The organism is Marinomonas sp. SBI8L, assembly GCF_001624705.1.
Lineage (GTDB): Bacteria > Pseudomonadota > Gammaproteobacteria > Pseudomonadales > Marinomonadaceae > Marinomonas.
Window position 1 is genome coordinate 102,334 of sequence record NZ_JSEO01000012.1, and the last position, 24,107, is coordinate 126,440.

General features: G+C 39.8%; 28 protein-coding genes. 26 read left to right on the top strand and 2 right to left on the bottom strand.

Translation table 11 applies throughout. The features are described from left to right. The first annotated feature begins 102 nt into the window (after nucleotides 1-102). From OA91_RS17545 to OA91_RS17645, 21 genes are all read left to right on the top strand, one after another. Nucleotides 103-627, top strand: coding sequence for a flagellar basal body-associated FliL family protein (locus OA91_RS17545; RefSeq protein WP_046015165.1), 525 nt, complete (start codon nucleotides 103-105; stop codon nucleotides 625-627). Nucleotides 628-633: 6 nt separating this feature from the next. Continuing rightward, a complete protein-coding gene (fliM, locus tag OA91_RS17550) occupies nucleotides 634-1,602 on the top strand; it encodes a flagellar motor switch protein FliM (protein ID WP_046015166.1) in 969 nt (322 codons plus the stop codon). Between the two features lie 13 nt (nucleotides 1,603-1,615). Further along, nucleotides 1,616-2,068 carry a flagellar motor switch protein FliN gene (gene fliN / locus OA91_RS17555; protein WP_046015167.1) on the top strand — a complete coding sequence of 151 codons (453 nt, stop codon included), beginning with the start codon at nucleotides 1,616-1,618 and terminating at the stop codon, nucleotides 2,066-2,068. Then, a complete protein-coding gene (gene fliO, locus OA91_RS17560) occupies nucleotides 2,065-2,469 on the top strand; it encodes a flagellar biosynthetic protein FliO (RefSeq protein ID WP_082827995.1) in 405 nt (134 codons plus the stop codon). The genes fliN and fliO overlap by 4 nt, the downstream gene beginning before the upstream one ends. Then, nucleotides 2,466-3,215, top strand: a complete 750-nt coding sequence (gene fliP, locus OA91_RS17565) for a flagellar type III secretion system pore protein FliP (RefSeq protein ID WP_046015168.1) — start codon at nucleotides 2,466-2,468, stop codon at nucleotides 3,213-3,215. Before fliO ends, fliP begins: the two co-directional genes overlap by 4 nt. Before the next feature lies 1 nt (nucleotide 3,216). Further along, nucleotides 3,217-3,486 (top strand): flagellar biosynthesis protein FliQ, encoded by a 270-nt coding sequence (gene fliQ / locus OA91_RS17570; protein WP_046015169.1) that lies wholly within the window; start codon nucleotides 3,217-3,219, stop codon nucleotides 3,484-3,486. Beyond that, nucleotides 3,486-4,268 (top strand): flagellar biosynthetic protein FliR, encoded by a 783-nt coding sequence (gene fliR, locus OA91_RS17575; protein WP_046015170.1) that lies wholly within the window; start codon nucleotides 3,486-3,488, stop codon nucleotides 4,266-4,268. Before fliQ ends, fliR begins: the two co-directional genes overlap by 1 nt. Continuing rightward, on the top strand, nucleotides 4,261-5,403 hold the full coding sequence (gene flhB, locus OA91_RS17580; protein ID WP_046015171.1) for a flagellar biosynthesis protein FlhB: 1,143 nt from the start codon (nucleotides 4,261-4,263) through the stop codon (nucleotides 5,401-5,403). The genes fliR and flhB overlap by 8 nt, the downstream gene beginning before the upstream one ends. Before the next feature lie 51 nt (nucleotides 5,404-5,454). After that, nucleotides 5,455-7,578 (top strand): flagellar biosynthesis protein FlhA, encoded by a 2,124-nt coding sequence (flhA, locus tag OA91_RS17585; protein WP_046015172.1) that lies wholly within the window; start codon nucleotides 5,455-5,457, stop codon nucleotides 7,576-7,578. 99 nt (nucleotides 7,579-7,677) lie between these two features. Continuing rightward, nucleotides 7,678-8,964, top strand: a complete 1,287-nt coding sequence (flhF, locus tag OA91_RS17590; RefSeq protein WP_063339307.1) for a flagellar biosynthesis protein FlhF — start codon at nucleotides 7,678-7,680, stop codon at nucleotides 8,962-8,964. A gap of 100 nt (nucleotides 8,965-9,064) precedes the next feature. Beyond that, on the top strand, nucleotides 9,065-9,799 hold the full coding sequence (locus OA91_RS17595) for an RNA polymerase sigma factor FliA (protein WP_046015174.1): 735 nt from the start codon (nucleotides 9,065-9,067) through the stop codon (nucleotides 9,797-9,799). 54 nt (nucleotides 9,800-9,853) lie between these two features. Further along, nucleotides 9,854-10,234, top strand: coding sequence for a chemotaxis response regulator CheY (locus OA91_RS17600; protein ID WP_438467626.1), 381 nt, complete (start codon nucleotides 9,854-9,856; stop codon nucleotides 10,232-10,234). Between the two features lie 9 nt (nucleotides 10,235-10,243). Beyond that, a complete protein-coding gene (locus OA91_RS17605) occupies nucleotides 10,244-11,026 on the top strand; it encodes a protein phosphatase CheZ (protein ID WP_063339309.1) in 783 nt (260 codons plus the stop codon). 11 nt (nucleotides 11,027-11,037) lie between these two features. Then, a complete protein-coding gene (locus tag OA91_RS17610) occupies nucleotides 11,038-13,362 on the top strand; it encodes a chemotaxis protein CheA (RefSeq protein WP_063339310.1) in 2,325 nt (774 codons plus the stop codon). 27 nt (nucleotides 13,363-13,389) lie between these two features. Then, entirely contained in the window at nucleotides 13,390-14,454 is a 1,065-nt protein-coding gene (locus tag OA91_RS17615) for a protein-glutamate methylesterase/protein-glutamine glutaminase (RefSeq protein ID WP_063340100.1), read from the top strand. Next, nucleotides 14,454-15,194 carry a flagellar motor protein gene (locus OA91_RS17620; RefSeq protein WP_046015179.1) on the top strand — a complete coding sequence of 247 codons (741 nt, stop codon included), beginning with the start codon at nucleotides 14,454-14,456 and terminating at the stop codon, nucleotides 15,192-15,194. The genes OA91_RS17615 and OA91_RS17620 overlap by 1 nt, the downstream gene beginning before the upstream one ends. Beyond that, a complete protein-coding gene (locus tag OA91_RS17625) occupies nucleotides 15,184-16,029 on the top strand; it encodes an OmpA family protein (protein ID WP_046015180.1) in 846 nt (281 codons plus the stop codon). The genes OA91_RS17620 and OA91_RS17625 overlap by 11 nt, the downstream gene beginning before the upstream one ends. 73 nt (nucleotides 16,030-16,102) lie before the next feature. Beyond that, nucleotides 16,103-16,876, top strand: a complete 774-nt coding sequence (locus OA91_RS17630) for a ParA family protein (RefSeq protein WP_046015181.1) — start codon at nucleotides 16,103-16,105, stop codon at nucleotides 16,874-16,876. Further along, nucleotides 16,877-17,902: a chemotaxis protein CheW gene (locus tag OA91_RS17635; RefSeq protein ID WP_063339312.1), complete on the top strand. Its 1,026-nt coding sequence runs from the start codon at nucleotides 16,877-16,879 to the stop codon at nucleotides 17,900-17,902. Nucleotides 17,903-17,944: 42 nt separating this feature from the next. Next, on the top strand, nucleotides 17,945-18,427 hold the full coding sequence (locus OA91_RS17640) for a chemotaxis protein CheW (RefSeq protein WP_046015183.1): 483 nt from the start codon (nucleotides 17,945-17,947) through the stop codon (nucleotides 18,425-18,427). Nucleotides 18,428-18,445: 18 nt separating this feature from the next. Next, the gene (locus tag OA91_RS17645; RefSeq protein ID WP_046015184.1) at nucleotides 18,446-18,856 is read left to right on the top strand and encodes a DUF2802 domain-containing protein; all 411 of its coding nucleotides are present in this window, start codon (nucleotides 18,446-18,448) and stop codon (nucleotides 18,854-18,856) included. 50 nt (nucleotides 18,857-18,906) lie between these two features. Here OA91_RS17645 and OA91_RS17650 read toward each other — a convergent pair whose 3' ends face one another. Further along, complete coding sequence (locus OA91_RS17650; RefSeq protein ID WP_046015185.1) at nucleotides 18,907-19,146, bottom strand: EscU/YscU/HrcU family type III secretion system export apparatus switch protein; 240 nt, start codon at nucleotides 19,144-19,146, stop codon at nucleotides 18,907-18,909. After that, nucleotides 19,146-21,266: a flagellar hook-length control protein FliK gene (gene fliK, locus OA91_RS17655; RefSeq protein WP_063339313.1), complete on the bottom strand. Its 2,121-nt coding sequence runs from the start codon at nucleotides 21,264-21,266 to the stop codon at nucleotides 19,146-19,148. The genes OA91_RS17650 and fliK overlap by 1 nt, the downstream gene beginning before the upstream one ends. Before the next feature lie 165 nt (nucleotides 21,267-21,431). On the opposite strand from fliK, the gene ccmA reads away from it, so the two are divergent. From ccmA to ccmE, 5 genes are read left to right on the top strand one after another with little or no spacing between them, the layout of a single operon-like run. After that, complete coding sequence (gene ccmA / locus OA91_RS17660) at nucleotides 21,432-22,046, top strand: cytochrome c biogenesis heme-transporting ATPase CcmA (RefSeq protein WP_197477837.1); 615 nt, start codon at nucleotides 21,432-21,434, stop codon at nucleotides 22,044-22,046. Next, nucleotides 22,046-22,708 (top strand): heme exporter protein CcmB, encoded by a 663-nt coding sequence (gene ccmB, locus OA91_RS17665; RefSeq protein WP_046015188.1) that lies wholly within the window; start codon nucleotides 22,046-22,048, stop codon nucleotides 22,706-22,708. Before ccmA ends, ccmB begins: the two co-directional genes overlap by 1 nt. Further along, nucleotides 22,708-23,454: a heme ABC transporter permease gene (locus OA91_RS17670; protein WP_063339315.1), complete on the top strand. Its 747-nt coding sequence runs from the start codon at nucleotides 22,708-22,710 to the stop codon at nucleotides 23,452-23,454. Before ccmB ends, OA91_RS17670 begins: the two co-directional genes overlap by 1 nt. 22 nt (nucleotides 23,455-23,476) lie before the next feature. Then, the gene (ccmD, locus tag OA91_RS17675) at nucleotides 23,477-23,620 is read left to right on the top strand and encodes a heme exporter protein CcmD (protein ID WP_231870404.1); all 144 of its coding nucleotides are present in this window, start codon (nucleotides 23,477-23,479) and stop codon (nucleotides 23,618-23,620) included. Then, nucleotides 23,620-24,057, top strand: coding sequence for a cytochrome c maturation protein CcmE (gene ccmE, locus OA91_RS17680; RefSeq protein ID WP_063339317.1), 438 nt, complete (start codon nucleotides 23,620-23,622; stop codon nucleotides 24,055-24,057). The genes ccmD and ccmE overlap by 1 nt, the downstream gene beginning before the upstream one ends. The last annotated feature ends 50 nt before the right edge of the window (nucleotides 24,058-24,107 follow it).

Below are 24,107 nucleotides of genomic sequence, written 5' to 3' on the forward strand. Positions count from 1 at the left end.
TATGGTACTAGCATCAAAACCTAGTAGAATGACAGATAGTAATGTTTGTATTGTATCAATATGATAATACAACACTTTTTAATGAGAGATTAAGGGTATTACATGGCTGATGAAGATTTAGATGTAACTGCTGAAGAAGGTGCTAAAGGTGGTAAGGGTAAGTTAATTATCATTATCGTAGCTGCTGTTCTTGTATTGGCTATAGGTGGTGGTGCAGCTTTCTTTTTATTAAGTGATAGTAGTGAAGACGATGCTGCAGCGGCTGACAGTGCTGAGACGAGTCAAGATGTTGGCGCAGCGGCAACTGGTCCTGCGATTTATTTAAAACTTGACCCCGCATTTGTCGTGGATTTTATTGTGGATGGAAAGCAAAGATATTTACAGCTAAACCTAACAGTTAAATCTCGTGATCAAGCACAAATTGATGCGATAAAGATACACATGCCATTAATTCGAAATAGCCTTGTCCTATTGTTTTCTAGCCAGGTCTTTAGTGAGCTGCAATCAACAGAAGGTAAGCTAGCGCTTAAGGCTGCTTCGGTAGAGTCTATCAATACAATTTTGCAGCAGGAAACGGGTGCCGCAGGTGTTGAAGATGTTTTATTTACTAACTTTGTGATGCAGTAAGAATTTATGTCTGCTCAAGATCTATTATCCCAAGATGAGATTGATGCTCTCTTACATGGTGCAGATGAAAAACCCGAAGAGGATGATAATTCGGATGAAGGAGGTGTTGCCTCCTACGATATAACAAGTCAGGAAAGAATCGTTCGTGGCAGAATGCCAACGCTTGAAATGATTAATGAGCGTTTTGCCCGTTATACTCGTATTAGTTTGTTTAATTTGCTTCGAAGAACCGCTGATGTTTCTTCGGGCGGTTTGCAAATCATGAAGTTTGGTGAGTATGTACATACTCTGTACGTCCCAACAAGTTTGAACTTGGTTAAATTTAGACCTTTAAGAAGTACCGCTCTTTTTATTTTAGATGCTAAATTAGTCTTTAAATTAGTTGACAACTTTTTTGGTGGTGATGGTCGACATGCTAAAATTGAGGGTCGAGAATTTACTCCTACTGAAATACGTATTGTTCAGCTAATGTTGGAGCAAGTTTTTGTCGATTTGACAGAAGCTTGGGCGCCTGTATTAACAGTAGAGCTAGATTACATTAGTTCAGAAGTGAACCCAGCTATGGCAAACATAGTGAGTCCTAGTGAAGTTGTAGTTGTTTCAACCTTCCATATTGAGCTTGATGGAGGTGGTGGAGAGCTTCATATCACCTTGCCATACTCTATGATAGAACCTGTACGTGAGCTGTTAGATGCAGGTGTGCAGAGTGATGTGGACGAGAAAGATGATAGGTGGGGGAAATCTTTACAGCAAGATGTCAAAGATTTAAAAGTTGAGTTGTCTGCAGCAGTTGCTCATGTTGATGTTCCTCTGCAAGATGTGTTGAAGTTTAAAGCAGGTGATATTATTCCTGTTGAAATTCCCGAATTTATTACTGTCAAAGCAAATGGCTTACCAACAATAAAAGGTAAGTTAGGAGTGAGTAATGAGAAGTATTCGGTTCAAGTTGTTGAAAATTATAAACTACCAAAGTAACGAGATTAGATAGATGTCTGAAGAATCCCCAGATCAAGCAGGAATGGATGAAGGTTTAGCCGATGAGTGGGCTGAAGCTATGGCCGAGGCTGGTGAAACTGGTGGGGATGGTGTCGAGGATGAATGGGCTGCGGCCATGTCCGAACAAGATGCTCAACCAGTTGAACTTGAAGAGCTAACGCCAGCGGTTGGTGGGCAAGAAACGCCAGCTGGTATGGATCTTATCATGGATATTCCTGTTACTTTATCGATGGAGTTGGGGAGTACATCCATAGCAATTCGAAACTTATTGCAATTAACACAGGGCTCTGTTGTAGAGTTAGATCGCTATGCAGGCGAGCCTTTGGATGTGTTGGTAAATGGCACCTTGATTGCTCATGGTGAAGTTGTTGTAGTAAATGATAAATATGGGATTCGCTTGACTGATGTAGTGAGTCCGAGCGAACGAATTAAGCGTATTAAGTGAAGTACTTTACTCTTAGTGTTAGTTTTTTAGTCTTAATGCTTCCGGGTTATCTTTTTGCCTCAGGTATTAATGATTTGATGTCAGCATCTTCTATTTGGAAGATGTTGCTGTCTTTGGCGTTTGTAATTGCGCTTATTCCCCTGTCTATTTGGGCAATGAAAAAAATTCAGAAGGTACAGGGGAAGTTTGGCAATACGCCAATTCAGATTCTGAACGTTCAGGCTCTGGGGGCAAAAGAAAAGCTTGTGGTGATTGAGGTTGATCAACAGAAATTATTGCTAGGTGTAACTGGGCAATCCATTTCTTTAATTAAAACCTTATCGGAAAAAAACATCGCTTTTTCTGATTATATTCCTAATAATGTTCAGTCCGCATCTGAGAGTAAGGACGAGGCTGAATGACTCGCTTTTCCTTTATTTTAATTCCTCTGATATCTCTTCTATTTTCTACTAATGCGATCGCTGAAGTCGGTTTACCTGCGTTAACTGTGACGACGAATGATGATGGCACGCAAGACTATAGTGTGTCTTTGCAAATTTTATTCATAATGACTGCGCTGACACTTTTGCCTGCAGCGCTCACCATGATGACCGCATTTACTCGAATTGTGGTAGTGCTGGCTATATTGCGACAAGCGATAGGGTTGCAACAAACGCCTTCCAATCAAATTATGGTAGGCATGGCACTTTTTCTAACGCTTTTCATAATGACTCCCACCTTGGATAAAATTAATGCTGTTGCTTTACAGCCTTATTTAAAGGAGGAAATGACTTCTATTCAAGCTGTTGAAGCGGCTTCTGTGCCTATTCGTGATTTCATGTTGGCCCAGACCCGAGAGAGTGATATTGCTTTGTTTGTTAAATTAGCAGGCAAAGAAGGGCAAATAGAGTCTTTAGAAACCTTACCTTTTACTATTTTGATGCCTGCTTTTGTTGCAAGTGAACTTAAAACAGCGTTTCAGATTGGCTTTATGATTTTTATTCCTTTTCTAGTATTAGATATGGTGGTGGCAAGTGTATTAATGGCGATGGGTATGATGATGCTATCGCCGATTATTATTTCTTTGCCTTTTAAAATTATGTTGTTTGTAATGGTTGATGGCTGGGCGATGATAATGGGTACTTTAGCCGCTAGCTTTGGAGTCTGACGTGGATCCACAGGTAGTATTAGATTTATATGGGCAGGCATTTCTTCTTATCGTTATTATGGTAGGAGCTGTGATGGTGCCAAGCTTAATTGTAGGTCTAATTGTGAGTGTGTTTCAGGCGGCGACCCAAATTAACGAACAGACCTTAACATTTTTACCTCGTCTTATTGTTACTATTCTCGTAATCATCTACTTAGGGCCTTGGCTCTTGCAGAAGTTAGTCGACTTCACCTCTCAGCTCTTTATTGATATTCCACTGATTATTGGCTGATGTTACAGATTTATCCGGATGAGCTCTTGGGGCTTACGGTAAGTTTCTTACTACCTTTTTTTCGAATAGGGGCTTTTCTGATGGCCTTACCACTATTCGGTACTCAGCTTGTTAGTACTCGTATTCGAATAGCTTTTGCCTTTGTTATAGCCATTATTGTTACGCCTGTTGTTGCTGTACCTGCCTATGATCCCGTTTCTCCTTATTTTGTTGTTTTAATTGTTGAGCAAATGATTATTGGCGTAGTGCTTGGTTTCATTGTCAGTATTCTTTTTCAAGTCTTCTCTTTGGCTGGGCAGCTTGCTGCTATGAAGGCAGGCCTTGGTTTTGCTATGTCGAATGACCCTGCAAACGGTATTTCTGTTGCAACCTTAGGTCAGTACTATTTAACTATGGTTGGTTTGGCTTTTCTTATGACAGATGGCCACCATGTGATGCTTGAGTATCTAGTGGAGAGTTTTGAGTACTGGCCAATAGGGCAAGGATTTAATTCTGAGTTTTATTATGACATAGTGCTTCTTGGTGGTTGGATGTTTGAGAAAGCATTACTTATGGTTTTGCCTTTATCTATTGCTGTGTTGGTAATGAATTTATCTTTTGGTGTAGTGGCTAAAGCCTCGCCTCAATTAAATATTTTTGCATTAGGGTTTCCGGTGATAATGCTTTTCTCCTTGTTCTTCTTTTGGATTATGTTAGAAGACTTTTTAGAAATTTATCGTCTTTTCTTTAGTGAGTTAACAACTTGGATGAAAGATAAGTGGGGGTTGAGGCTAGATGGCTGAAAACGAAGATGGCGCAGAAAAAACGGAGGACGCCAGTAGTAAAAAGCTGGACGAGGCCCGAAATAAAGGTAATTTACCTAGATCGAAAGACCTTAGTTCAGCGTTACTTCTCCTAATCGCCGCTGCAAGCCTTTACGCAACAGGCACTTTGTTGGCTCAAGATATGTCTAATGTTTTTGAGTTTAATTTCGTATTAACTCGTGCGGATATGTTTGATGTCTCGAAAATGGTAATCCATTTGTCAGACTCCTCTATTGCTATGATGGACTCCCTAATCGTTATGATGATAGTGCTTGCAATAGCTGGCATAGTCGGGAGTGTTGCGCTTGGTGGCTTTAATTTCTCTTGGGAACCAGTTATTCCTAAGTTAAGTAAAATGAACCCTATCTCCGGTCTTAAGCGCATGTTTTCATTGAACTCATTAGTTGAGTTATTGAAATCGATTGCAAAAGTGTCGCTTGTCTTGATTGTGGCTTTTTTTGTTCTCAAAATATATTTGCCAGAGATGCTTCTAGTTCCTTTCCAATCTATAGAGCTAGCTTTAGAGCACGCTATCGATGTCGTAATTTGGGCGTTTGTTTATGTTTCTCTTGCTGTGTTGCTCATTGCTGCTGTAGATGTCCCCTATCAAGCCTGGACGCATAAAGATAAACTAAAGATGACCAAGCAAGAGACAAAGGATGAATATAAAAATGCTGAAGGTGACCCTCAAATTAAAGCAAGGATAAGGCAAACTCAGCGTCAAGCATCTATGCGGCGTATGATGGAGGATGTTCCTAATGCCGATGTTATTATTACCAACCCAACACACTTCTCTGTTGCATTAAAGTATGAGGCTGGTGCTAAGGGAGCGCCAAAGCTACTTGCAAAAGGTAACGATTTTGTCGCCCTTAAAATTAGAGAGATAGGGGCTTTCCATAATATCCCTGTGATACAATCCCCTGTTTTAGCGCGTTCTATTTACCATCATACTGACATTGGTGAAGAAATACCGACAGGTTTATTTCAGTCGGTCGCGCAAATTTTGGCTTACGTTTATCAGTTAAAGCAATCTCGCATGTTTGGTGCCAAAGCACCCGATGGGGTTCCAAATGTGGATGTGCCTCAGGAGTTTCATTGGGACGGTGAATATTAAATTGACTGTTATTTTTTGTTAAAAGACATAGTGTAGTTTTAGGATTTAATATTGAAGTTTGATCGTCAACAAGTACTTGGCCAAGCCAAGGGGCTAGCAAATGGTAACTTAGGAGTGCCATTCCTGCTTTTGTCTCTTTTGGCTATGATGATATTGCCAATTCCAGCATTTCTATTGGATGTACTTTTTACCTTTAATATTGCGCTCGCCATCGTTGTATTGCTTGTTTCTATTTATTCTTTACGACCTCTAGATTTTGCTGTATTCCCCACTGTTCTCTTAGTTGCCACCTTATTACGATTAGCGCTAAATGTTGCTTCCACTAGGGTTGTACTTTTGTATGGCCACGAAGGAGGAGATGCTGCCGGTAAGGTTATTGAGGCTTTTGGCGAAGTGGTAGTCGGTGGTAATTATGTTGTTGGTTTTGTTGTCTTCGCCATCTTAATGATAATTAACTTTGCTGTAATCACAAAGGGTGCTGGACGAATATCTGAAGTAAGTGCTCGCTTTACGCTTGACGCTATGCCTGGTAAGCAAATGGCAATCGATGCTGATTTGAATGCGGGCATGATAAACCCTGATGAAGCAAAAATACGACGAGCAGAAATTGCCTCTGAAGCTGAGTTTTATGGCTCCATGGATGGTGCGAGTAAGTTTGTTAAGGGTGATGCTGTTGCCGGTTTAATGATTTTGGGTATCAACATCATAGGTGGCTTTGCTATCGGTATGGCGCAGCATGGATTGACTTTTAACGATGCTATTACTAAATATTCATTGCTTACAATCGGTGATGGTTTAGTTGCACAAATACCTTCTCTAATGTTGTCTACATCTGCTGCCATTATGGTTACCCGAGTAAATGAGTCAGGTGATATGGGGAGTCAGGTTGTCAGACAGATGTTCTCCAGCTCTAAAGCGCTTTATGTGGCGGCGGCTGTGATGGGGATCATGGGGATAGTGCCAGGTATGCCACACTTATCCTTCTTGTCACTTGCTGCTTTGATGGCTGGTTTAGCTTACTTCTTTGAATATAGAGAAAAACAGAAAAGCCAAGCGAAGACAAAAACACGTGCCACATCAGCTGATGGTTCAGATGCTCCTCAGACACCAGAGTCAAAAGACTTAAGCTGGGATGATGTTGCTCCTGTTGATATCTTAGGTCTAGAAGTGGGCTACCGACTTATTCCTCTTGTTGATAAGTCTCAAGGTGGTGAATTGTTAGCAAGGATTAAGGGTGTAAGGCGTAAATTATCTCAAGATTTGGGTTTTTTAGTGCCCAGTGTTCATATTAGGGATAACTTAGACCTTCTGCCTAATGCCTATAGAGTGACGCTCATGGGTGTTAGTTTAGCGGATGCCGAGGTTCATTCGGACAAAGAGCTGGCAATCGACCCTGGACAAGTATTTGGAAAATTAGATGGAATACCTGATAAAGACCCTTCTTTTGGCCTAGATGCTGTATGGATTGATCCTAAAAAAAGAGATCAAGCACAAACTTATGGCTATACCGTTGTTGATGTAAGTACCGTTGTTGCAACACATATTAATCAGATTATGCATAAGCATGCTCATGAGTTGATTGGTCATGATGAAGTGCAGCAACTGCTAGAGTTATTAAAACAGCATAACCCTAAGTTGGCAGAAGAATTGGTACCTAACACTGTGCCTGTAAGTGTGTTGTTGAAAATACTGCAAAATCTTTTAGTTGAAGGAGTGCCTTTACGCGATATGAGAACAATTGCAGAAGCTATTATGGGAGTTGTTCCTAAGTCTCAAGACCCTATGGTGCTTACTGCTGCAGTGAGGACCTCTTTGTCACGTTTAATCGTACAAACTCTAGCTGAAGGGGTTGATGAGATTCCTGTATTAACCTTAGACCCTGAGCTAGAAAAAATGCTGATGCAAACGGTCCAGCAAAGTCAACAAGCGGGTGTTAAGAATGAAGAGGCTTTGATCTTAGAACCTTCAATGGCTGAGCAGCTACAAACTTCATTAAGGCAGTCTTCTGAACAGCAAGAAAGTAATGGTAATACACCTATATTGATTGTATCTGCACCTATTAGGCCTATGTTGGCAAGATTTATGCGTTATGGTGGTATAAATATGGCTGTTTTGTCGTACCAAGAGGTTCCAGATCATAAGCGAATTACAGTCGTAGGCGTTATTGGTCAGTAAAATTGCTGTACTTGCCCTGATATCTTTCTATATTTATCAAATTCTTTCGGGTAAGCTATGGATTTGTAAGAGAAATTAACTTTAAAGGATAGGTCTTTAATGCAGATAAGGCGGTTTCGAGCAGCAGATATGCGCCAAGCGATTCGCAAAGTACGCGACGCTGTAGGCCCTGATGCCGTAATTCTGTCTAATCAACGCCTTGCAAGCGGAGAGATCGAAATAGTTGCCGCTCTAGATTATGACGGTAGCATGCCTTCAAACTACTCAAGTCAGCCTAAACCTGAGCCTCCTCCTGTTACTGCTAAAACAGCGCCTCAACAAAGCTATCAAGAGCGAATTGAACAAGCTAAGCAGCCTGAAATTTCACAAGTAAATCATCAAGCTGATCTTGCTCAGAAAATGTCGTCGGTACCTGCTAATAAATATGTTTCCATGGTAGATGAAGATCCTGTTATCGAAGAGTCTTTATCTATTAAGCAGCAAGAGGAAAGTGCTCAATTAAAAGAGATGGAAGCTGAACTGCAAAAGGTAAAGGAGTTGCTTGAGCAGCAGCGTAAGCTGGGTGATACCAAGAAAAATGACCTTGACCCTGCACAAGCAAAAGTAAAAGAGAGATTGACCTCCCTCGGATTATCGTCAAGTATTGTCTCTGGTATTCTGGATGATGTCGAGTTACTGGGACGTGAAGACGATTGGAATCGAGTGTTATCTCATTTGGCTGAACATATACCAGTTAAGAAACAAGGTTCTGAAATGCATGGTTGTTATGCGTTTATGGGGCCAACAGGCGTTGGTAAAACAACAACAATTGGCAAGATTGCTGCGCAACATGTTTTAAAGCATGGCTCAGACAGTGTTGTTTTAGTGACAACTGATACATATAGAATTGCAGCGCATGAACAACTTCGTACATTTGGTCGTATATTGAATGTTCCTGTTGTTGTTGTTAATGAATATTCAGATTTGAATGAAGTACTTGATAAATATTCTAACTTTTCACTCGTTTTAGTTGATACTGCAGGTATGAATCCAAGGGATAGAAACCTAGAACGTCAATTGCTTATGATGAAAAGGGCTCATTCAGATTTAAAAAAATTGCTAGTATTACCCTGTACAAGTCAAAGACAAGTATTAAAAACTGTTGTTGATGTGTATGCTCAGGTGCAATTAGATGGTTGTGTGTTAAGTAAGCTAGATGAATCTGCTTCACTAGGTGAGGCGGTTAGTGTTGTTATTGAAGAGAGGTTGCCAGTCGTCTACATCGCAGATGGGCAGCGCATTCCAGATGATATTCAACCTGCAAGAGCACACAATATAATAAGCCGAGCAGTTTATACTGCGGAGCAATATAGTCATATATACAGCTCATTGAAATACGGTAGTTAGTAACTTTATGTTATTTCAACCAGTAAGTTATAGAACAATATAGTACAGTTATTTCAAGAGTATTGGTTTAACAAATATAAGGTTACGTTCATCTTTGATTATGCAGTCCAGAACAGGTCTAAATGCCTATAATCAAAAACCGGCACCATCAGTTAATCAAATTATTGATGAATACGGTTTCTTGGTTAAAAAAATTGCCTATCATCTGCTTGCGAGGTTACCAAGCAGTGTTGAGCTGGATGATTTAATTCAAGCGGGGATGATGGGATTGATTGAGGCGTTTAAACGCTTTGAGTCAACAAAAGGTGCTAGTTTTGAAACTTATGCCGGAATCCGTATTCGTGGCTCTATCATGGATGAGGTCCGTAAAAGTGACTGGGCTCCTAGGTCAGTACGTCGAAATGGGCGAGCAATAGCTAGTGCGATTAAAGAATTAGAAGCTAAGCTTGGTCGTGAAGCTAGTGATTTTGAAATATCTCAAGCAATGGATATTGGGCTAAATGAATATCATGAGATGTTGCAATCAAGTATGTCTACTCAGTTATTTAGTTTTGAAGAGTTGCTTGACTCTGAAGGGTTAAATATTGAGACAGATAATGAAGAGGATAGTGCGCCATACTCTTTTGTTGAAGACTTAGGTTTTCAAAAACAATTGGCGCAAGAAATAGATTCTTTACCAGAACGAGAAAAGTTAGTTCTATCCTTGTATTACAATGATGAACTTAACCTTAAAGAAATCGGTTCTGTGTTAGGTGTGAGTGAATCGCGAGTGAGTCAGATACATAGTCAAGCAGCTATGCGTCTTAAAGCTAGATTAAGTGATTGGCGAGATTAAATATGAGCTTTGATAGACTACCTTTGGGTTGTGGAGGTTGCATTGGATAAAAACATGAAGATCCTAATCGTTGATGATTTCTCAACAATGAGGCGTATCATCAAAAATTTACTAAGGGATTTGGGATTTACCAATACAGTTGAAGCTGATGATGGGACAACTGCATTACCTATATTGCAGACAGGAACCATAGATTTCTTGGTAACTGACTGGAATATGCCAGGTATGACTGGAATTGAGTTGCTTCGCTCTGTGAGGGCGGATGAAAAACTCAAAACAATTCCAGTTTTGATGGTTACTGCTGAGGCTAAGCGAGACCAAATTATTTCCGCTGCACAAGCAGGGGTTAATGGTTATGTTGTAAAACCATTTACTGCAGTGGCGTTAAAAGAAAAAATCGAGAAGATTTTTGAACGAATTGATGCCGGAAAATAGGGGCTGAGAATGTCTGATAATTCTAAGTTGCGGCTTGGTGAATTTGAGACTCAGGTGAAAGATGGTGCAGTAGATTTAATTAATCGTATTGAAACTGGCGACTTCGCTGGTGCGATTAAAATTATTCAAGATCTTAGTGAAGCGCGTCATAACAACTTCTATAACGAAGTTGGCTATCTGACTCGCAGCCTTCACGATGCTATCCGAGATTTCAAAGTTGATTCTGTTGATCAAATTGTTGATCAAGTTGATGGTGCATCAAAAATTACCGATGCGACTGACCGCTTGAACTATGTCATTGATATGACCAACAGCGCTGCAAACACTACTATGGATATGGTCGATAGTAGCGTTCCAGTTGCTAGCCAACTACAAGATCAAGCAAGAGACCTAAGAAAAGATTGGGGCCGACTTATTCAGCGTGATTTAACTCCAGCTGAATTTCGTGAGCTTTACAAACGAATTGATGTATTTCTGCAAACAGCAGATGAAAGTGCAACAACTCTGCATTCAAATCTGAATGCCATTCTTTTGGAACAAGGTTATCAAGATTTAACTGGACAAGTTATTACACGCGTAACAGAACTAATTCGTGATGTTGAAGAAAAACTTGTTCACCTTGTTGCTGTTGCTGGGCGTGTTGATAGCATTTCTGGTATGGAACATGAAGACATAGAAAATGAAGTTGATGACACAAAAGGTCATGGTCCAGCCATCAATAGTGATAACAACCCTGAAGTATTGAATAGCCAAGACGAAGTTGATGACTTGCTATCCAGTCTTGGTTTCTAGAGGAGCTGAGGATGAGTTTCGAAGTTGATGAAGAGATCCTACAGGATTTTTTAGTTGAAGCAGGTGAAATCCTTGAACAGCTATCTGAACAACTGGTTGATTTAGAACAAAACCCAAACGATATTGCCTTACTGAATGCAATCTTTAGAGGTTTCCATACAGTTAAAGGCGGCGCCGGATTTTTACAGTTAAATGCATTGGTTAACTGTTGCCATTATGCTGAAAACGTATTTGATATTTTGCGTAACGGTCAAAGAAACGTTACCGCAGAGCTTATGGATGTCGTTTTACAAGCTCTTGATGCCGTTAATGAGATGTTTGAGGTGGTTCGTTCTGGCGGGGAGCCAGAGCCTGCTGACCCTGAAATAATTGAAGCTTTAAGTAAGTACGCTTGTCCTGCCTCTGAAGATGAAGAGGGAGAAGATGAGTCTGAAGCAGAAGTTGAAGAGACAGTAGAAGAAGTAGAGGAGGCTCAGGTTGAAGAAGTAGATTCTGCTGCTCAAGACGAGAATGTTGATATCTCAGATGATGAGTTTGAATCGCTTTTAAATGCTTTGGGTGATAATGAAAGTACCCCAGCTGCAGTACAAGCAGAGACTTCTCGGCCTGACAATGCCGCTCCGGCTAATAGCGATGATATTACTGAGAGTGAGTTTGATGCACTTCTAGATCAACTGCACGGTGAAGGAGTGCCTGGTGCAACAAATGATGCGGCTCCAGAGCAAGCTGAACCAGCAACAGAAACTCAAGCAGCTGACACAGCTTCTGATGAAATTACTGAAGATGAGTTTGAGAAATTATTAAATCAACTTCACGGTGAAGGTGCTCCTGGACAGGATTCAGCTAAAGAAAGTGAGCAACCAGAAGCAGAAAAGGTAACAGATAAGAAAGACGATAAAGTGGCAAATGCTGCTGGTCAAGATTCTGATTTAATTACAGAAGATGAGTTTGAATCTTTATTAGATACCTTGCATGCTGAGAAGCAACAAGCTCCTCAAGCATCAACGTCTGAAAATAAATCAAAGGCAGAGGCGAAAGCTAAACCTAAAGCAGAGGCGAAAGCTAAACCCAAGCCAAAAGCAGAGGCTAAGCCCAAACCGAAAAAAGCTGAGGTTGTAGCGAAAGAACCTGCGAAATCTAAAGATGATAAGCCGAATGCGCCAGTTGTTCAGGAAACGACAGTAAGGGTAGATACAAAGCGTTTAGACGATATTATGAATATGGTGGGAGAGCTAGTTTTAGTTCGAAACCGTCTAGTTCGTCTGGGTTTACAAAGTGAAGATGAGTCAATGGGGAAAGCTGTAGCTAACCTTGATGTTGTTACTGGCGATCTTCAGAATGCTGTTATGAAAACTCGAATGCAGCCAATTAAGAAAGTATTTGGACGTTTTCCTCGAGTTGTTCGTGACTTAGCTAGAAACCTTAAGAAAGAAGTTAATTTAGAGCTTAGAGGTGAAGAAACCGATTTAGATAAAAACTTGGTTGAAGCGCTTGCAGATCCTCTTGTTCACTTAGTGAGAAACTCTGTAGACCATGGTGTTGAAGCACCAGATGTTCGTGAGGCAAATGGTAAGCCTCGTGGTGGTAAGGTAATACTGTCAGCTGAGCAAGAAGGTGATCATATACTTCTATCCATCGAAGACGATGGTGCTGGTATGGATGCAGATAAGTTGCGTCAAAAAGCAGTTGAAAAAGGCTTAATGGATACTGATGCTGCAGAGCGCTTATCTGATGATGAAGCCTTTAATTTGATCTTTGCTCCAGGTTTTTCTACTAAGGTTGAAATTACTGATGTGTCCGGCCGCGGTGTAGGTATGGACGTAGTTAAGACGAAAATTTCGCAACTTAACGGAACATTAGACATCAAATCTGTTTTAGGTAAGGGGTCACGATTCTCTATTAAGGTGCCTTTAACCTTAGCTATTATGCCTACGCTGATGGTGATGCTAGAAGATCAAGCATTTGCATTCCCTCTAGTGAGTGTAAATGAAATCTTCCATTTGAATCTTAAAAAGACAAACATAGTGGATGGTCAACAAGTGGTGGTAATTCGTGGTAAAACACTACCTATCTTCCATTTGAAACACTGGTTAGTTAAAGGTCAAGCTGCTGATCTTAACCCTGAAGAAGCTCATGTTGTTGTTGTTCAGGTTGGGATGAATGAAGTTGGCTTTGTTGTTGATCAGTTGGTCGGTCAAGAAGAGGTTGTGATTAAGCCTCTTGGTAAAATGTTGCAAGGTACATCCGGTATGGCTGGTGCAACTATTACCGGAGACGGACGAATTGCATTAATTTTAGATGTTCCTAGCATGCTTAAGAGTTATGCATCGCGATAGGTTAATTGGATTTTTAGGAGACGCTTTATGCCAGTAAATGTACTGGTGGTAGACGATTCTGGTTTTTTTCGAAGACGTCTGGTTGAAATTTTTGATGCTGATCCACGCTTAAAGGTTATAGGTACTGCTTCTAACGGACAAGAAGCCGTTGATAAGGTGCAGTCCCTAAAACCTGATGTAGTGACTATGGACTACGAAATGCCTGTTTTAGATGGCATTGCGGCAGTTGCTAGCATTATGAAATCACGCCCAACACCTGTTTTAATGTTCTCTTCATTAACTCATGAAGGTGCTAGGGTTACACTTGATGCGCTAGAAGCTGGTGCAGTTGATTTCATGCCAAAAAACTTTGAAGATATTTCGCGTGATTCTGCAGTGGTAAAGAAAACCTTAATTGAGCGTGTTTTAGCTGTAGCACGAACTCGTTTTATGGGGCAAACAAAAATTGCTGCTCCTGCTGAGAAGAAAGCAGCTCCTGCGCCTATTGTGTTAGAGCAAGGGGTGATTATTCCTCGTAGGCGCAAGAATGTCAGTTTAATTGCAATAGGAACATCAACAGGTGGCCCTATGGCATTGCAGACAGTGTTAACTAAATTGCCTAAAAATTTATCTGCACCGCTTGTTTTGATTCAGCATATGCCTGCAGCTTTTACAGGTGCTTTTGCTGAGCGTTTAAATCAGATTTGTGAAATCACCGTTAAAGAAGCCAAAGACGGAGATAAACTTGAAGCTGGTGTTGCTTTGTTAGCGCCTGGTGGCAAGCAGATGATGGTTGATCCAAGAAATGGTGGATGTGTCAGAATTCTAGATGGTGATGAGCGCTTAAACTATAAGCCTTCCGTTGATGTAACTTTCGGCTCTGCATCTAAATGCTACCCAGGAAGGGTGCTTTCAGTTGTTATGACTGGAATGGGTGTTGATGGACGAGAAGGTGCTAGGATGCTAAAAGATACGGGTTCTCGAGTTTGGTCACAAAGTGAAGAAACTTGTGTTATCTACGGTATGCCAATGGCAGTAGAAAAAGCTAATTTATCTGATGACGTAATTCATCTAGAACAAATAGGCGAGCGTATTGTTAAAGAGGTTGGTTAATGGATCTATTGACCTTAGCCGGCCTTGTTATTGCCTTTTCTTCAGTAGTGCTATCTAACCTTCTTGGTGGAGGGGAGATGGTACTACTGATTAACCTCCCTTCAGCAATTATTGTTATTTTTGGTAGTCTTGGGGCAGCGCTTGTCCAGAGTAATATTTTAGAAGCTACTAGATCCCTATCTCTATTAAAATGGTCGTTATTCCCTCCTGTTTTTGAATTTAATAATGCTCGAGAGCTGATTTATAAATTAGCAAATCAAGCCAGACGTCAATCTGTTGTGAGTTTAGAGTCAGAATTAAATTCATTAAATGATGGGTTTTCTGAAAGAGCGTTACAGATGGCGATCGATGGTGCTGATCCTGATAGCTTCTCTGAGCTATTGCATGATGAAGTGCTTAGGTTTAGGGATAAAAGAATGGCTAGTGTCGACTTTCTTGAGTCGATTGGTGGATATGCGCCAACATTAGGAATTATGGGGTCAGTACTTGGCCTAATTCAAGCAATGGCAAACCTAGATAGCCCTGAAGCATTAGGGCATGGTATCGCAGTTGCTTTTGTTTCCACCTTGTATGGGCAAGGTTTTGCTAACTTAATTATCTTTCCAATTACAAAAAAGCTAACAAACTATGTTGATAAAGAAGCTCTTTATTATCAGCTTATAGTTGATGGTATTTATGGTATAGCGACAGGTAAAAACCCTCACCGTCTTGATATTGAGTTGAGTGGTTATGAGCAATGATAAGCTTGGTTCAAGATATCGTGCTAAACGTCGTCGGCACTTAGGTGTTCGTAATGACACTAATCAGAATAAAGATCGTTGGATTTTATCTTATGCTGATTTTATAACATTGCTTTTTGCTTTCTTCGTCGCGCTATACTCTATCTCTTTGAAAAATCAGGGCGATTCTAAGTTACTAACAGAGACTCTTGAGGGGGTTTTGGACGCTGTTCAATTGTCAGTAAAGCCTATTAATATCGGTCAAGTAACTACAGGTGAAGCTGAGGATGATGTTTTCCAAGAGTTAACACCAGATAGAGATAGTAACCCAATTCCTAGTCCAAAACAGAATCAAGAAACGATCGTAAAAAAAGAACTCAAGGTGGTTCAAGAGTTAAATCAAATGATTCTGACCCATATGGGGGAGTATCAACAGAATGGTTTGATATCAATAAATGAGAGTGAGCTTTGGATCGAGATTGAGTTAAAAGCAGGTTTGCTTTTTTCGTCAGGAGAGTTTGAGTTGACTAATGAAGCTGTCGCTGTGCTTATTTCGATTAGTCAGGTTCTGAATCGATATAGTTACCCTGTTGTTGTAGAAGGGCATACAGATGATTTGCCAGTTAACAACTTTTATACCTCAAATTGGCAGCTATCAAGTGCTAGGGCATCGTCTGTTGTAGATGAGTTAATTAGCGGAGGCGTTAATCCTAAGCTCATTGCTGTGATGGGGTTGAGCAGTGAGAAACCTAAAGTCAGAAACAACAGCGACTTTTCACGGGCAAGAAACAGACGAGTGACATTGAAAATTGGTAAGATTGAAGCAGAAAACCTATACGACTACTTGTTTGAATAGTTATATACTTCAATAAGATAATCATAGAAACTGTAAGTAAAATAATAGTATAGGCATTATTAGGGGATAAAAGGTGCACATTTGGGCGGTAGCTAACCAAAAAGGTGGAGTAGGTAAAACAACTAGTGTGGTAACCCTGTCAGGGTTGCTCGCAGATGCAGGTCATCGTGTCTTGATGGTTGACCTTGATCCTCATGGTTCTTTAACTAGCTATTTTCGTTTTGATCCTGATTCAATTGAGCATAGTGCTTATGATTTGTTCTTAGGTAATGGAAAAATACAAGAAAGCTTACCGAAAGAGCTTATTTTAGAAACTGGGCATCCAAATTTATCCTTACTACCATCTTCTACTGCCTTAGCAACGTTAGAGCGACATGCTCAAGCGCAAGGTGGTATGGGGCTTGTCATTTCTAAGACATTGGCCATTTTATGGGATGACTACGACTATGTTTTGATTGATAGTCCACCTGTCTTGGGGGTATTAATGATTAATGCGCTTGCAGCTTGTCAGCAGCTTATTATACCGGTTCAAACTGAGTTTTTAGCAATCAAAGGCTTGGAAAGAATGGTTAGAACGTTAACCATGATAAATAGAGCTAGAAAAAGACCTGTTCCTTATTTAATCGTGCCGACTTTATTTGATAGAAGAACTCAAGCTTCAAATAAAAGCTTGAGAAGCTTAAAAGAAGCCTATGATGAAGCTGTCTGGCACTCTGTTATTCCTATAGATACTAAGTTAAGAGATGCAAGTACGGCAGGTATTGCTCCATCTGCTTTAGACAATAACGCGAGAGGCGTTAAGGCTTATACTAGTTTGGTGACGACGTTATTGGAGCCAATGAGTTAAATGAAAGATGAAAAACCATCAACAGAGGTGTTAATTGCGCCTCAACTTGCAGTTCAACGCTATTTGGATGAGTTACTCCAAGATGCAACTGTGAATGTTGAAGCTGTACCTGACGTTGAGGACGACTCAGTTAGTGAAGAGCTAGCTGATGAAAAACAAGCTGAAGAGTTAACAACACACGATAAAACGGATGCTGAAATTAAGCATGATCAGCAAGATGAATTTGTTTTACACGAAATAGAAAATGAAGAAGATGCCTTTGCCGCTTTTGAGTTTGCTGTTGCAGCCCTAGAGAATGAAACTGAAGCCGTTGAGAGTGAACTGGCTTCTGAGCCTGAGGTAGTTGTAAACAATGAGCCAGTTGTAGAAAGTGAGATTATACAAGCAGAAACTGATGAAAAAGGTGTTGAGCCCCCTGCGCTTGTTGAAACTGTCGAGCAAGAAACCGAATCAGAGGCTAAATTAGATAAAGGTACTCAAGAGACAATCGCTGTAGAACCAACGCAAGAAGATGCTGCAGATTTAGAGCCTGAAGTTGTATCAGATAAAACCAAGCCTTTACCTTGGGCCGAAAGTCGCTTTGAATGTCTTTTGTTTAATGTTGGTGGTTTGAAAATGGCCGTCCCTTTAGTTGAATTAGGTGGCATCCAAAAAGCTGATTATGAAAAAGTTACTAAGATCTTTGGTCAGCCAAATTGGTTTATTGGGGTATCCAGTGTAAATGATCTAAGGATTCGAACGGTAGATACTGCTCAATGGGTAATGCCAAATCATTATAAGGGTGAGTTGCATGACTCATTTAAGTTTATAATTCAATTAGATCGCTCCAATTGGGGGCTAGCATGCGAAGATGTTGCAGAAGCAATTTCGTTAGAGCCTTCTGAAGTAAAGTGGCGATCAGATAGAAGTAAAAGGCCTTGGTTAGCAGGCACTGTAATTGATCATATGTGTGCTATTTTAGATGTACAAGGTTTTATAGAGCTACTTGATGACCCTAAAAATGGATTTAAGGCTCATCTTAAATAACAATGCAGGTAAACGCAGACTTTCCACATTTGGAGAAATAATATGACGACAGGTAGAGCGGTACAGGAAGTAGATGATCCAGTATTACAATGGGTGACCTTTCGATTAGATGATGAAATTTATGGTGTTAATGTAATGCAAGTGAAGGAAGTATTACGTTACTCAGAGATTGCTCCAGTACCTGGCGCACCGTCTTTTGTTCTTGGCATTATTAACCTGCGTGGCAGTGTTGTGACAGTGATCGATACTTGCCAAAGGTTTGGTATTCAAACAGGTGAGATCTCAGACTCTACACGAATAATGATTTTAGAAGTGGATGGTCATGTTATTGGTATTTTAGTTGATGCTGTTTCAGAAGTGGTTTATCTTCGTCAGTCTGAAATTGAACCATCACCAAATGTTGGTAATGATGAATCGTCGAAGTTCATCCAAGGTGTTTGTAATAAAAGCGAAACCTTATTGATTTTAGTTGATTTAGATCGATTGCTATCTGAAGATGAATGGTCTGATATTTCTTCCATGTAAGTTGAGTATGAGTGTTAAATGGAATCACAATGGCTATTTAATCTGCTGTTAGTCTTGTCTTTTATTTTGGTTGTTGCTTTATCAATTTGGATATTGGTGATTTCTAAAAAATTGAAAAAAGCATTACTTTTTCAAGCTGAAAGTGAAAGTAATCAAAAGAAACAAGTGCAAGTATTGGCCTCAGGTTCGATTGGCATGGGTAGACGCTTAGTAGCAATAGAGAAGAAACTTAATATTGCGGTTGAAAGGCAAACAGAAATTCTCTCCAAGGAAGGTGGTGTTTCATATAATAGAGCCATGGAACTATTAGAGATGGGCGCAACTGTTGATGACCTTGTTGCAAAATGTGGTTTGATTCGTGCCGAAGCAGAGTTAATAGATTTACTTTTTAAAGAATCTAAGCGAAGTGCTAATCATAAATATGAATAAAGGCCTAAGGGCCTTTTTTATTGTCTGATGAGTTTATTGCTAATATGGAATTACTTGAGAGAGTGGGCAAAGGCAATTATCTCTGCAACGGCAAGATACAGAGCTTCAGGTATTTCATCTCCAAGCTCAAGGCTACTGAGTACTTCAACTAATTCAGGACTCTTATGAATGACAATGTCATTCTCTTCGGCAACCTGCATTATTCTTTCCGCAATTAGCCCACTACCTTTTGCACTAACTTTAGGGGCCCCATGATAATCATAATGAAGTGCAACAGCTTTTTTATTCATTAGGTCCTCACATCAATTAGGTTACGCTTAACTTTGGTTTGAACTTTGTCTTCAACAGGTTTGCAGAAACTATCTACTTGAGTAACCTCTAGCCCTTTGTTGGTTAATTGTTTTGTCAAATTTTGAGTATATTGATGAATCTTGTTTGCTGTTTCTTTTTCTTCAGCAACAAAGATGACAGCTAATTTATTACCTTCAACATTGAGTCTAGCCTCAAATTTCCCTGTCTCTGGAAAGTCGAATAATAGCTTGGCTAACCAGCGACGTTTATTGGTAGAGGTTGTGTCGCTATCACTGTCTCTATCAACTTGAAGCTGAAATATAGAGGTGGCACCCTTATCTTGAATAGGAAACTCTATTGTTAAAGGTAAGTTCAGACCTTCAACTTTATTAGTTTCTAACAAATTTCTAATTTGTGAAGAGGTGATACGTTCTATGGCCTGGGAAATAGTTTGACCTGTCCTCTGATCGAGATTGTCCTTTATGTAGGTTTGGGTACTTGTTGATTCAGATTGAGCTATGTTGGTTTGCAGTTTTAATAAATTAGCCTTGAAGTCATGATTTAAATTATCAGAACTTTTAAGTAGTTTATTCTCAAGAAATAGACCGCTATTTGATAAGGCCTGTTTTAACTCTTTAGGAGACTCAATATTCTGGCTTTGAGGGATGCTTGTTAAAATTTGCTGTATTAATCTCTGAGTATCCTTACTTGTTTCTGGGTTGTTCTGAAGTTGATTGAAAGTCTGAATAAGCTGACTTAGTTCGCCTTTTGTTAGTTGTTGAGGGAGGCTTTTAGCTAAACCTGAGTCTAGAGTTTTACTCGTCATTTCTTGTGTAATTGGCAATAGTTGAAGCTTACCATTTTCATCTCTTATAACAGGGATCGTATCCCCTACACTTAAGGGTTTAAGCGATTCAATTATGAAGTTTTGAGATGACTGACTGACTTTATACTGATTAGATTTGTTTGTTAGTTCAGTTCTTAATACTTGCTCTTGAGTTATGCGGTTTTCGGGCTTTTCTTGATGATTGCCGATTAAAGCATAGCTGGGTTTGAAATTAAGATTAGGTGCGCCTGTTAATTGGGAGCTTGTGCCTTGACTGCTTTTTACTTGATTGCTTGAAAGCGTTTGTATTGGCTTTGCATTAAGCTGGCTCTGTTCCTGCGGTATTCCCGTTTGTGTTGATGAAATAGGTTTTGTTACTTGTTTAGGGATAAAATCTGTCAGATGAGGCTTACTTATGTATGCTTGGCTTTTATCCTGTTGAGTTGTGATGTTTTGGCTTTGAGTAGATTGCCTTTGCTGAATTTCGGTTTCGGATTGTGGTGTTTTAGTGTCTGCCACTAATGATTGTATTGGCGTATTGTTGCTATTAATAGAGGCTGTAGACTCTCTTTGAGTTAGTGCTTGGGGACTTGTTTTCGGTGTGATTTGGGAATAACTATTTACTGAAATGTCTGTTTTTTGCACTTGAGATTGAGCCCCTAATTGAGCTCCTATTTGAGAGCTGTTCTGATTAGGAGGAGTTGTTCTAGGGGGGTCTTGTGATGGGAGTTTTGCTATGACATTAATAAACTCGACTTTAGAGGCTAAGCGAACAGGTATTTCCTTACTCTGATATTGTTTGCTTTGTTCTACATTAGGCCTAGGGGCAGATGCTACAGTGGCTTGATTTTGATAGTGTTTATTAACGCTTCTTGCTTGAGAGGATGCTTCTAAGTTATTGTTTTTATAAATTATACCTTCTATTCCTTGAGTTGGTTTTTTGTTAAATTTCGCTTCTCTTAGATCTGTTCCATCATTAAAGCTCAAAGTAAACTGTTTGTTTTTGCTATCTACCGTTAAACCAACCTGCTTTAACTTATCAATAGTTGGTTGTAATTGCTCGCTAATCATGGAAAAGCTTTTGTTATCTAATGTTCTCGCCTCTAATAACTGAGCAGGTTTATTATCAATAAAAATTTGCCTGTTACCTGTTAATTTAATGGGCTGGAAGCCCTCAATTAACTTAATTTCATTGACTAATTTCGTTAGTTTTCCAAGCTCTTTTGTCGAAACTGAACTGCCATTTAATTGGCTAAGCTTGTCATTTGTCATTGAGTTAATGAGGTTGGCCATTCACGAGTTCCAATAAAGTCGTTATTTAGATAGCTTTCTTTTATAATAAGTCGCTTTTTGATTTAGCAATATGTCTGTTTCTAGCAATTTAAGCTAAATCAAGTGTAGGTATGTAAGACAGTTTAGCGTCTTACTCTCATGATATCGGCTGATTTAGGTAAACCTTTGCACTCAAATCTTGATTTATCCATTTCTGGTTTAGTGATAGAGCGATCAGAAAGAATCCTGTGTGACAACTTCTCTTGTGTGGTGAAAGCTGGGGAGGTGGCACGAATTATGGGAGAAAACGGTGCAGGTAAGAGCACATTATTAAAAGTAATTGCAGGAATACTTCAGCCACTTGAAGGGCAAATTTTTTTCTCTGGAGAAGATATTAGTTATCACAGAGATATGCTTCATAGAGAGCTTTTGTATCTTGGTCACCATGCAGGAATCAAAGCTGTATTTAGTGTTGCAGAAAACTTGAACTGGTATTGTCCTAATCAAACTTCTGATGCGATCGAATTAGCATTAGACGTTGTTGGCTTAGCTGGGTACTCGGATACGCCAGCGCATCAGTTATCTGCGGGTCAGCAAAGACGTATTGCCTTGGCTCGTTTATGGTTAACTGACAAGAAAGTTTGGTTGCTAGACGAGCCTTTTACTGCTCTAGATGTAAAAGGAGTAGCTGTTTTAGAAGCCAAAATAAAACAACATACAGATGCTGGCGGTTTAGTGATACTGACTACTCACCAAGCTCTAGATGACTCCTTGTCAGTTAAAGAAATAAAGTTGGTTTAATGACTTATTCATCCTTTTTCTACTCTGAAATTCTAGCCATTTTTCGACGTAAGCAGGATGCGGTTAACGCGCTTGTGTTTTTTTTATTGGTTATAACGCTATTTCCGCTTGGAGTGAGCCCGTCAAAAGAATTTTTGCAGCCAGCCGCCGGTGGCATTATTTGGTGTGCTGTTGCTTTAGCGGTACTCATGTCTGTTGAAGGCATGTTTAAAGAAGATTATAACGACGGTTCACTTGAACAGCTTGTCGTCAGCGGTTTGTATTTACCTGTTTTAGTCTTATTAAAACTTGCAGTGCATTGGTTTGCAATAATGCTTCCCTTACTGGTTTTAACCCCCATTTTGTCTCAGATGTTGTTCATAAATTGGGAAATATTGTGGGTTTTAATTTTAACTCTGATTTTAGGCAGCCCAGCACTGTTTTTGATTGGTACAATAGGTGCAGCTTTAACTGTTTCCCTAAGACGAGGTGCAGTATTAATGTTGCTTATCATTTTACCTTTTTATTTACCGGTAATTATTTTCTCAACCGGAGCAATAGCTGCGGCGCAGGTAGGTCAGCCATATAATGGTCAATTGGCTATCCTAGGAGCTATTTCTTTAATGACTTTGACCTTGTCGCCCATTATGGCTGCGGTCTCTATAAAAGCGAGTGTAAATTAATGAATTGGATATGGTTTCATAAACTGGGATCACCCAAGTGGTTTTTTCAATGGGCGAATAAGTGGAGTAAGTTCGCGTTTGTCATCGGTCTTGTGATGCTTGTTGTTGGTATCGCTTGGGGGTTGGGTTTTGCTCCTGCAGATTATCAGCAAGGGAATAGTTTTCGTATTATTTACATACATGTTCCAAGTGCAATTTTAGCTCAATCTTGCTACCTAGGATTAGGTGTTGCTGGACTAGTCTCATTGGTTTGGCGAATGAAAATGGCGCCAGTCTTTATTAAAGCTGTAGCGCCTTTAGGTGCTGTTATGGCTGTGATTGCACTAATCTCAGGTGCTATTTGGGGCAAACCAACCTGGGGCGCTTGGTGGGTTTGGGATGCAAGATTAACATCCGTGCTTATTCTCTTTTTACTTTATATGGGTGTAATTGCTATTCAAAATAGCTTGGATGATATGCAGTTAGCAGACAAAGCGGTTGCTGTTATCAGTGTAGTAGGCCTCATTAATTTACCTATCATAAAATATTCTGTTGAGTGGTGGAATACACTTCATCAACCTGCGACTTTTACCATTACTGCTAAACCTGCAATGCCTATGGAGATGTGGCTGCCGTTATTGTTATCAACCCTAGGCATGTATGGTTTTATTGCTGCAATTGCTATGTGGCGGATGCAAACAGAAGTGCTTGTTCGTGAGCACAGATCCAATTGGGTAAAAAAGGAAATTTTAGATAATGGCATTTGAATCAATAAATGAGTTCATTTCTATGGGAACTCATGGACCATACGTGTGGTCAGTATATGGCATTTCTCTGATTTTACTTTTAGGAAGTTATTTCGCCAGCGTAAAAGCGAAAAAAAATCAGATAAAAAGGCTTAAACAAAGGTACTTAAGGGAGCAGAAAAGTTAATGCATCCAGTTAGAAAAAAACGCTTAGTCACGATAAGCGCTATCTTAGTGATTATTGGTGCTGCTGTCGGATTGATGCTTTATGCACTACAGCAGAATATCAACTTATTTTATTCCCCAAGTCAGGTGGCTGAAGGTGAAGCTCCTAATAATGTGATGCTACGAGTTGGAGGCATGGTTGTTGACGGTAGTGTAAAACGTGATCCAAAAAGTCTAGCAGTTCAATTTCAAGTGACCGACTTTGCCCATAAAGTGACAATAGAATACAAAGGCATTTTACCTGACTTATTTAGAGAAGGTCAGGGGATAGTCGCACAAGGTAAATTGAACCAAGATAAGGTATTGATCGCTCAAGAAGTATTGGCAAAGCATGATGAAAAGTATATGCCTCCAGAAATTACAGAAGCGCTTGAGAATGCCAAGAAAAAAGAAGATTGACCCTTGTTCAATCTAACCTAATGAATTTTAATTTATAGTGAGTTGTATCT

Bases quoted from the DNA above. Each gene is read 5' to 3' on its own strand.
- OA91_RS17545 (WP_046015165.1), top strand. From the start codon at position 103: ATGGCTGATGAAGATTTAGATGTAACTGCTGAAGAAGGTGCTAAAGGT.
- fliM (WP_046015166.1), top strand. From the start codon at position 634: ATGTCTGCTCAAGATCTATTATCCCAAGATGAGATTGATGCTCTCTTA.
- fliN (WP_046015167.1), top strand. From the start codon at position 1,616: ATGTCTGAAGAATCCCCAGATCAAGCAGGAATGGATGAAGGTTTAGCC.
- fliP (WP_046015168.1), top strand. From the start codon at position 2,466: ATGACTCGCTTTTCCTTTATTTTAATTCCTCTGATATCTCTTCTATTT.
- fliR (WP_046015170.1), top strand. From the start codon at position 3,486: ATGTTACAGATTTATCCGGATGAGCTCTTGGGGCTTACGGTAAGTTTC.
- flhB (WP_046015171.1), top strand. From the start codon at position 4,261: ATGGCTGAAAACGAAGATGGCGCAGAAAAAACGGAGGACGCCAGTAGT.
- flhF (WP_063339307.1), top strand. From the start codon at position 7,678: ATGCAGATAAGGCGGTTTCGAGCAGCAGATATGCGCCAAGCGATTCGC.
- OA91_RS17595 (WP_046015174.1), top strand. From the start codon at position 9,065: ATGCAGTCCAGAACAGGTCTAAATGCCTATAATCAAAAACCGGCACCA.
- OA91_RS17600 (WP_438467626.1), top strand. From the start codon at position 9,854: ATGAAGATCCTAATCGTTGATGATTTCTCAACAATGAGGCGTATCATC.
- OA91_RS17605 (WP_063339309.1), top strand. From the start codon at position 10,244: ATGTCTGATAATTCTAAGTTGCGGCTTGGTGAATTTGAGACTCAGGTG.
- OA91_RS17610 (WP_063339310.1), top strand. From the start codon at position 11,038: ATGAGTTTCGAAGTTGATGAAGAGATCCTACAGGATTTTTTAGTTGAA.
- OA91_RS17615 (WP_063340100.1), top strand. From the start codon at position 13,390: ATGCCAGTAAATGTACTGGTGGTAGACGATTCTGGTTTTTTTCGAAGA.
- OA91_RS17620 (WP_046015179.1), top strand. From the start codon at position 14,454: ATGGATCTATTGACCTTAGCCGGCCTTGTTATTGCCTTTTCTTCAGTA.
- OA91_RS17625 (WP_046015180.1), top strand. From the start codon at position 15,184: ATGAGCAATGATAAGCTTGGTTCAAGATATCGTGCTAAACGTCGTCGG.
- OA91_RS17635 (WP_063339312.1), top strand. From the start codon at position 16,877: ATGAAAGATGAAAAACCATCAACAGAGGTGTTAATTGCGCCTCAACTT.
- OA91_RS17640 (WP_046015183.1), top strand. From the start codon at position 17,945: ATGACGACAGGTAGAGCGGTACAGGAAGTAGATGATCCAGTATTACAA.
- OA91_RS17645 (WP_046015184.1), top strand. From the start codon at position 18,446: ATGGAATCACAATGGCTATTTAATCTGCTGTTAGTCTTGTCTTTTATT.
- OA91_RS17650 (WP_046015185.1), bottom strand. From the start codon at position 19,146: ATGAATAAAAAAGCTGTTGCACTTCATTATGATTATCATGGGGCCCCT.
- fliK (WP_063339313.1), bottom strand. From the start codon at position 21,266: ATGGCCAACCTCATTAACTCAATGACAAATGACAAGCTTAGCCAATTA.
- ccmB (WP_046015188.1), top strand. From the start codon at position 22,046: ATGACTTATTCATCCTTTTTCTACTCTGAAATTCTAGCCATTTTTCGA.
- OA91_RS17670 (WP_063339315.1), top strand. From the start codon at position 22,708: ATGAATTGGATATGGTTTCATAAACTGGGATCACCCAAGTGGTTTTTT.
- ccmD (WP_231870404.1), top strand. From the start codon at position 23,477: ATGGGAACTCATGGACCATACGTGTGGTCAGTATATGGCATTTCTCTG.
- ccmE (WP_063339317.1), top strand. From the start codon at position 23,620: ATGCATCCAGTTAGAAAAAAACGCTTAGTCACGATAAGCGCTATCTTA.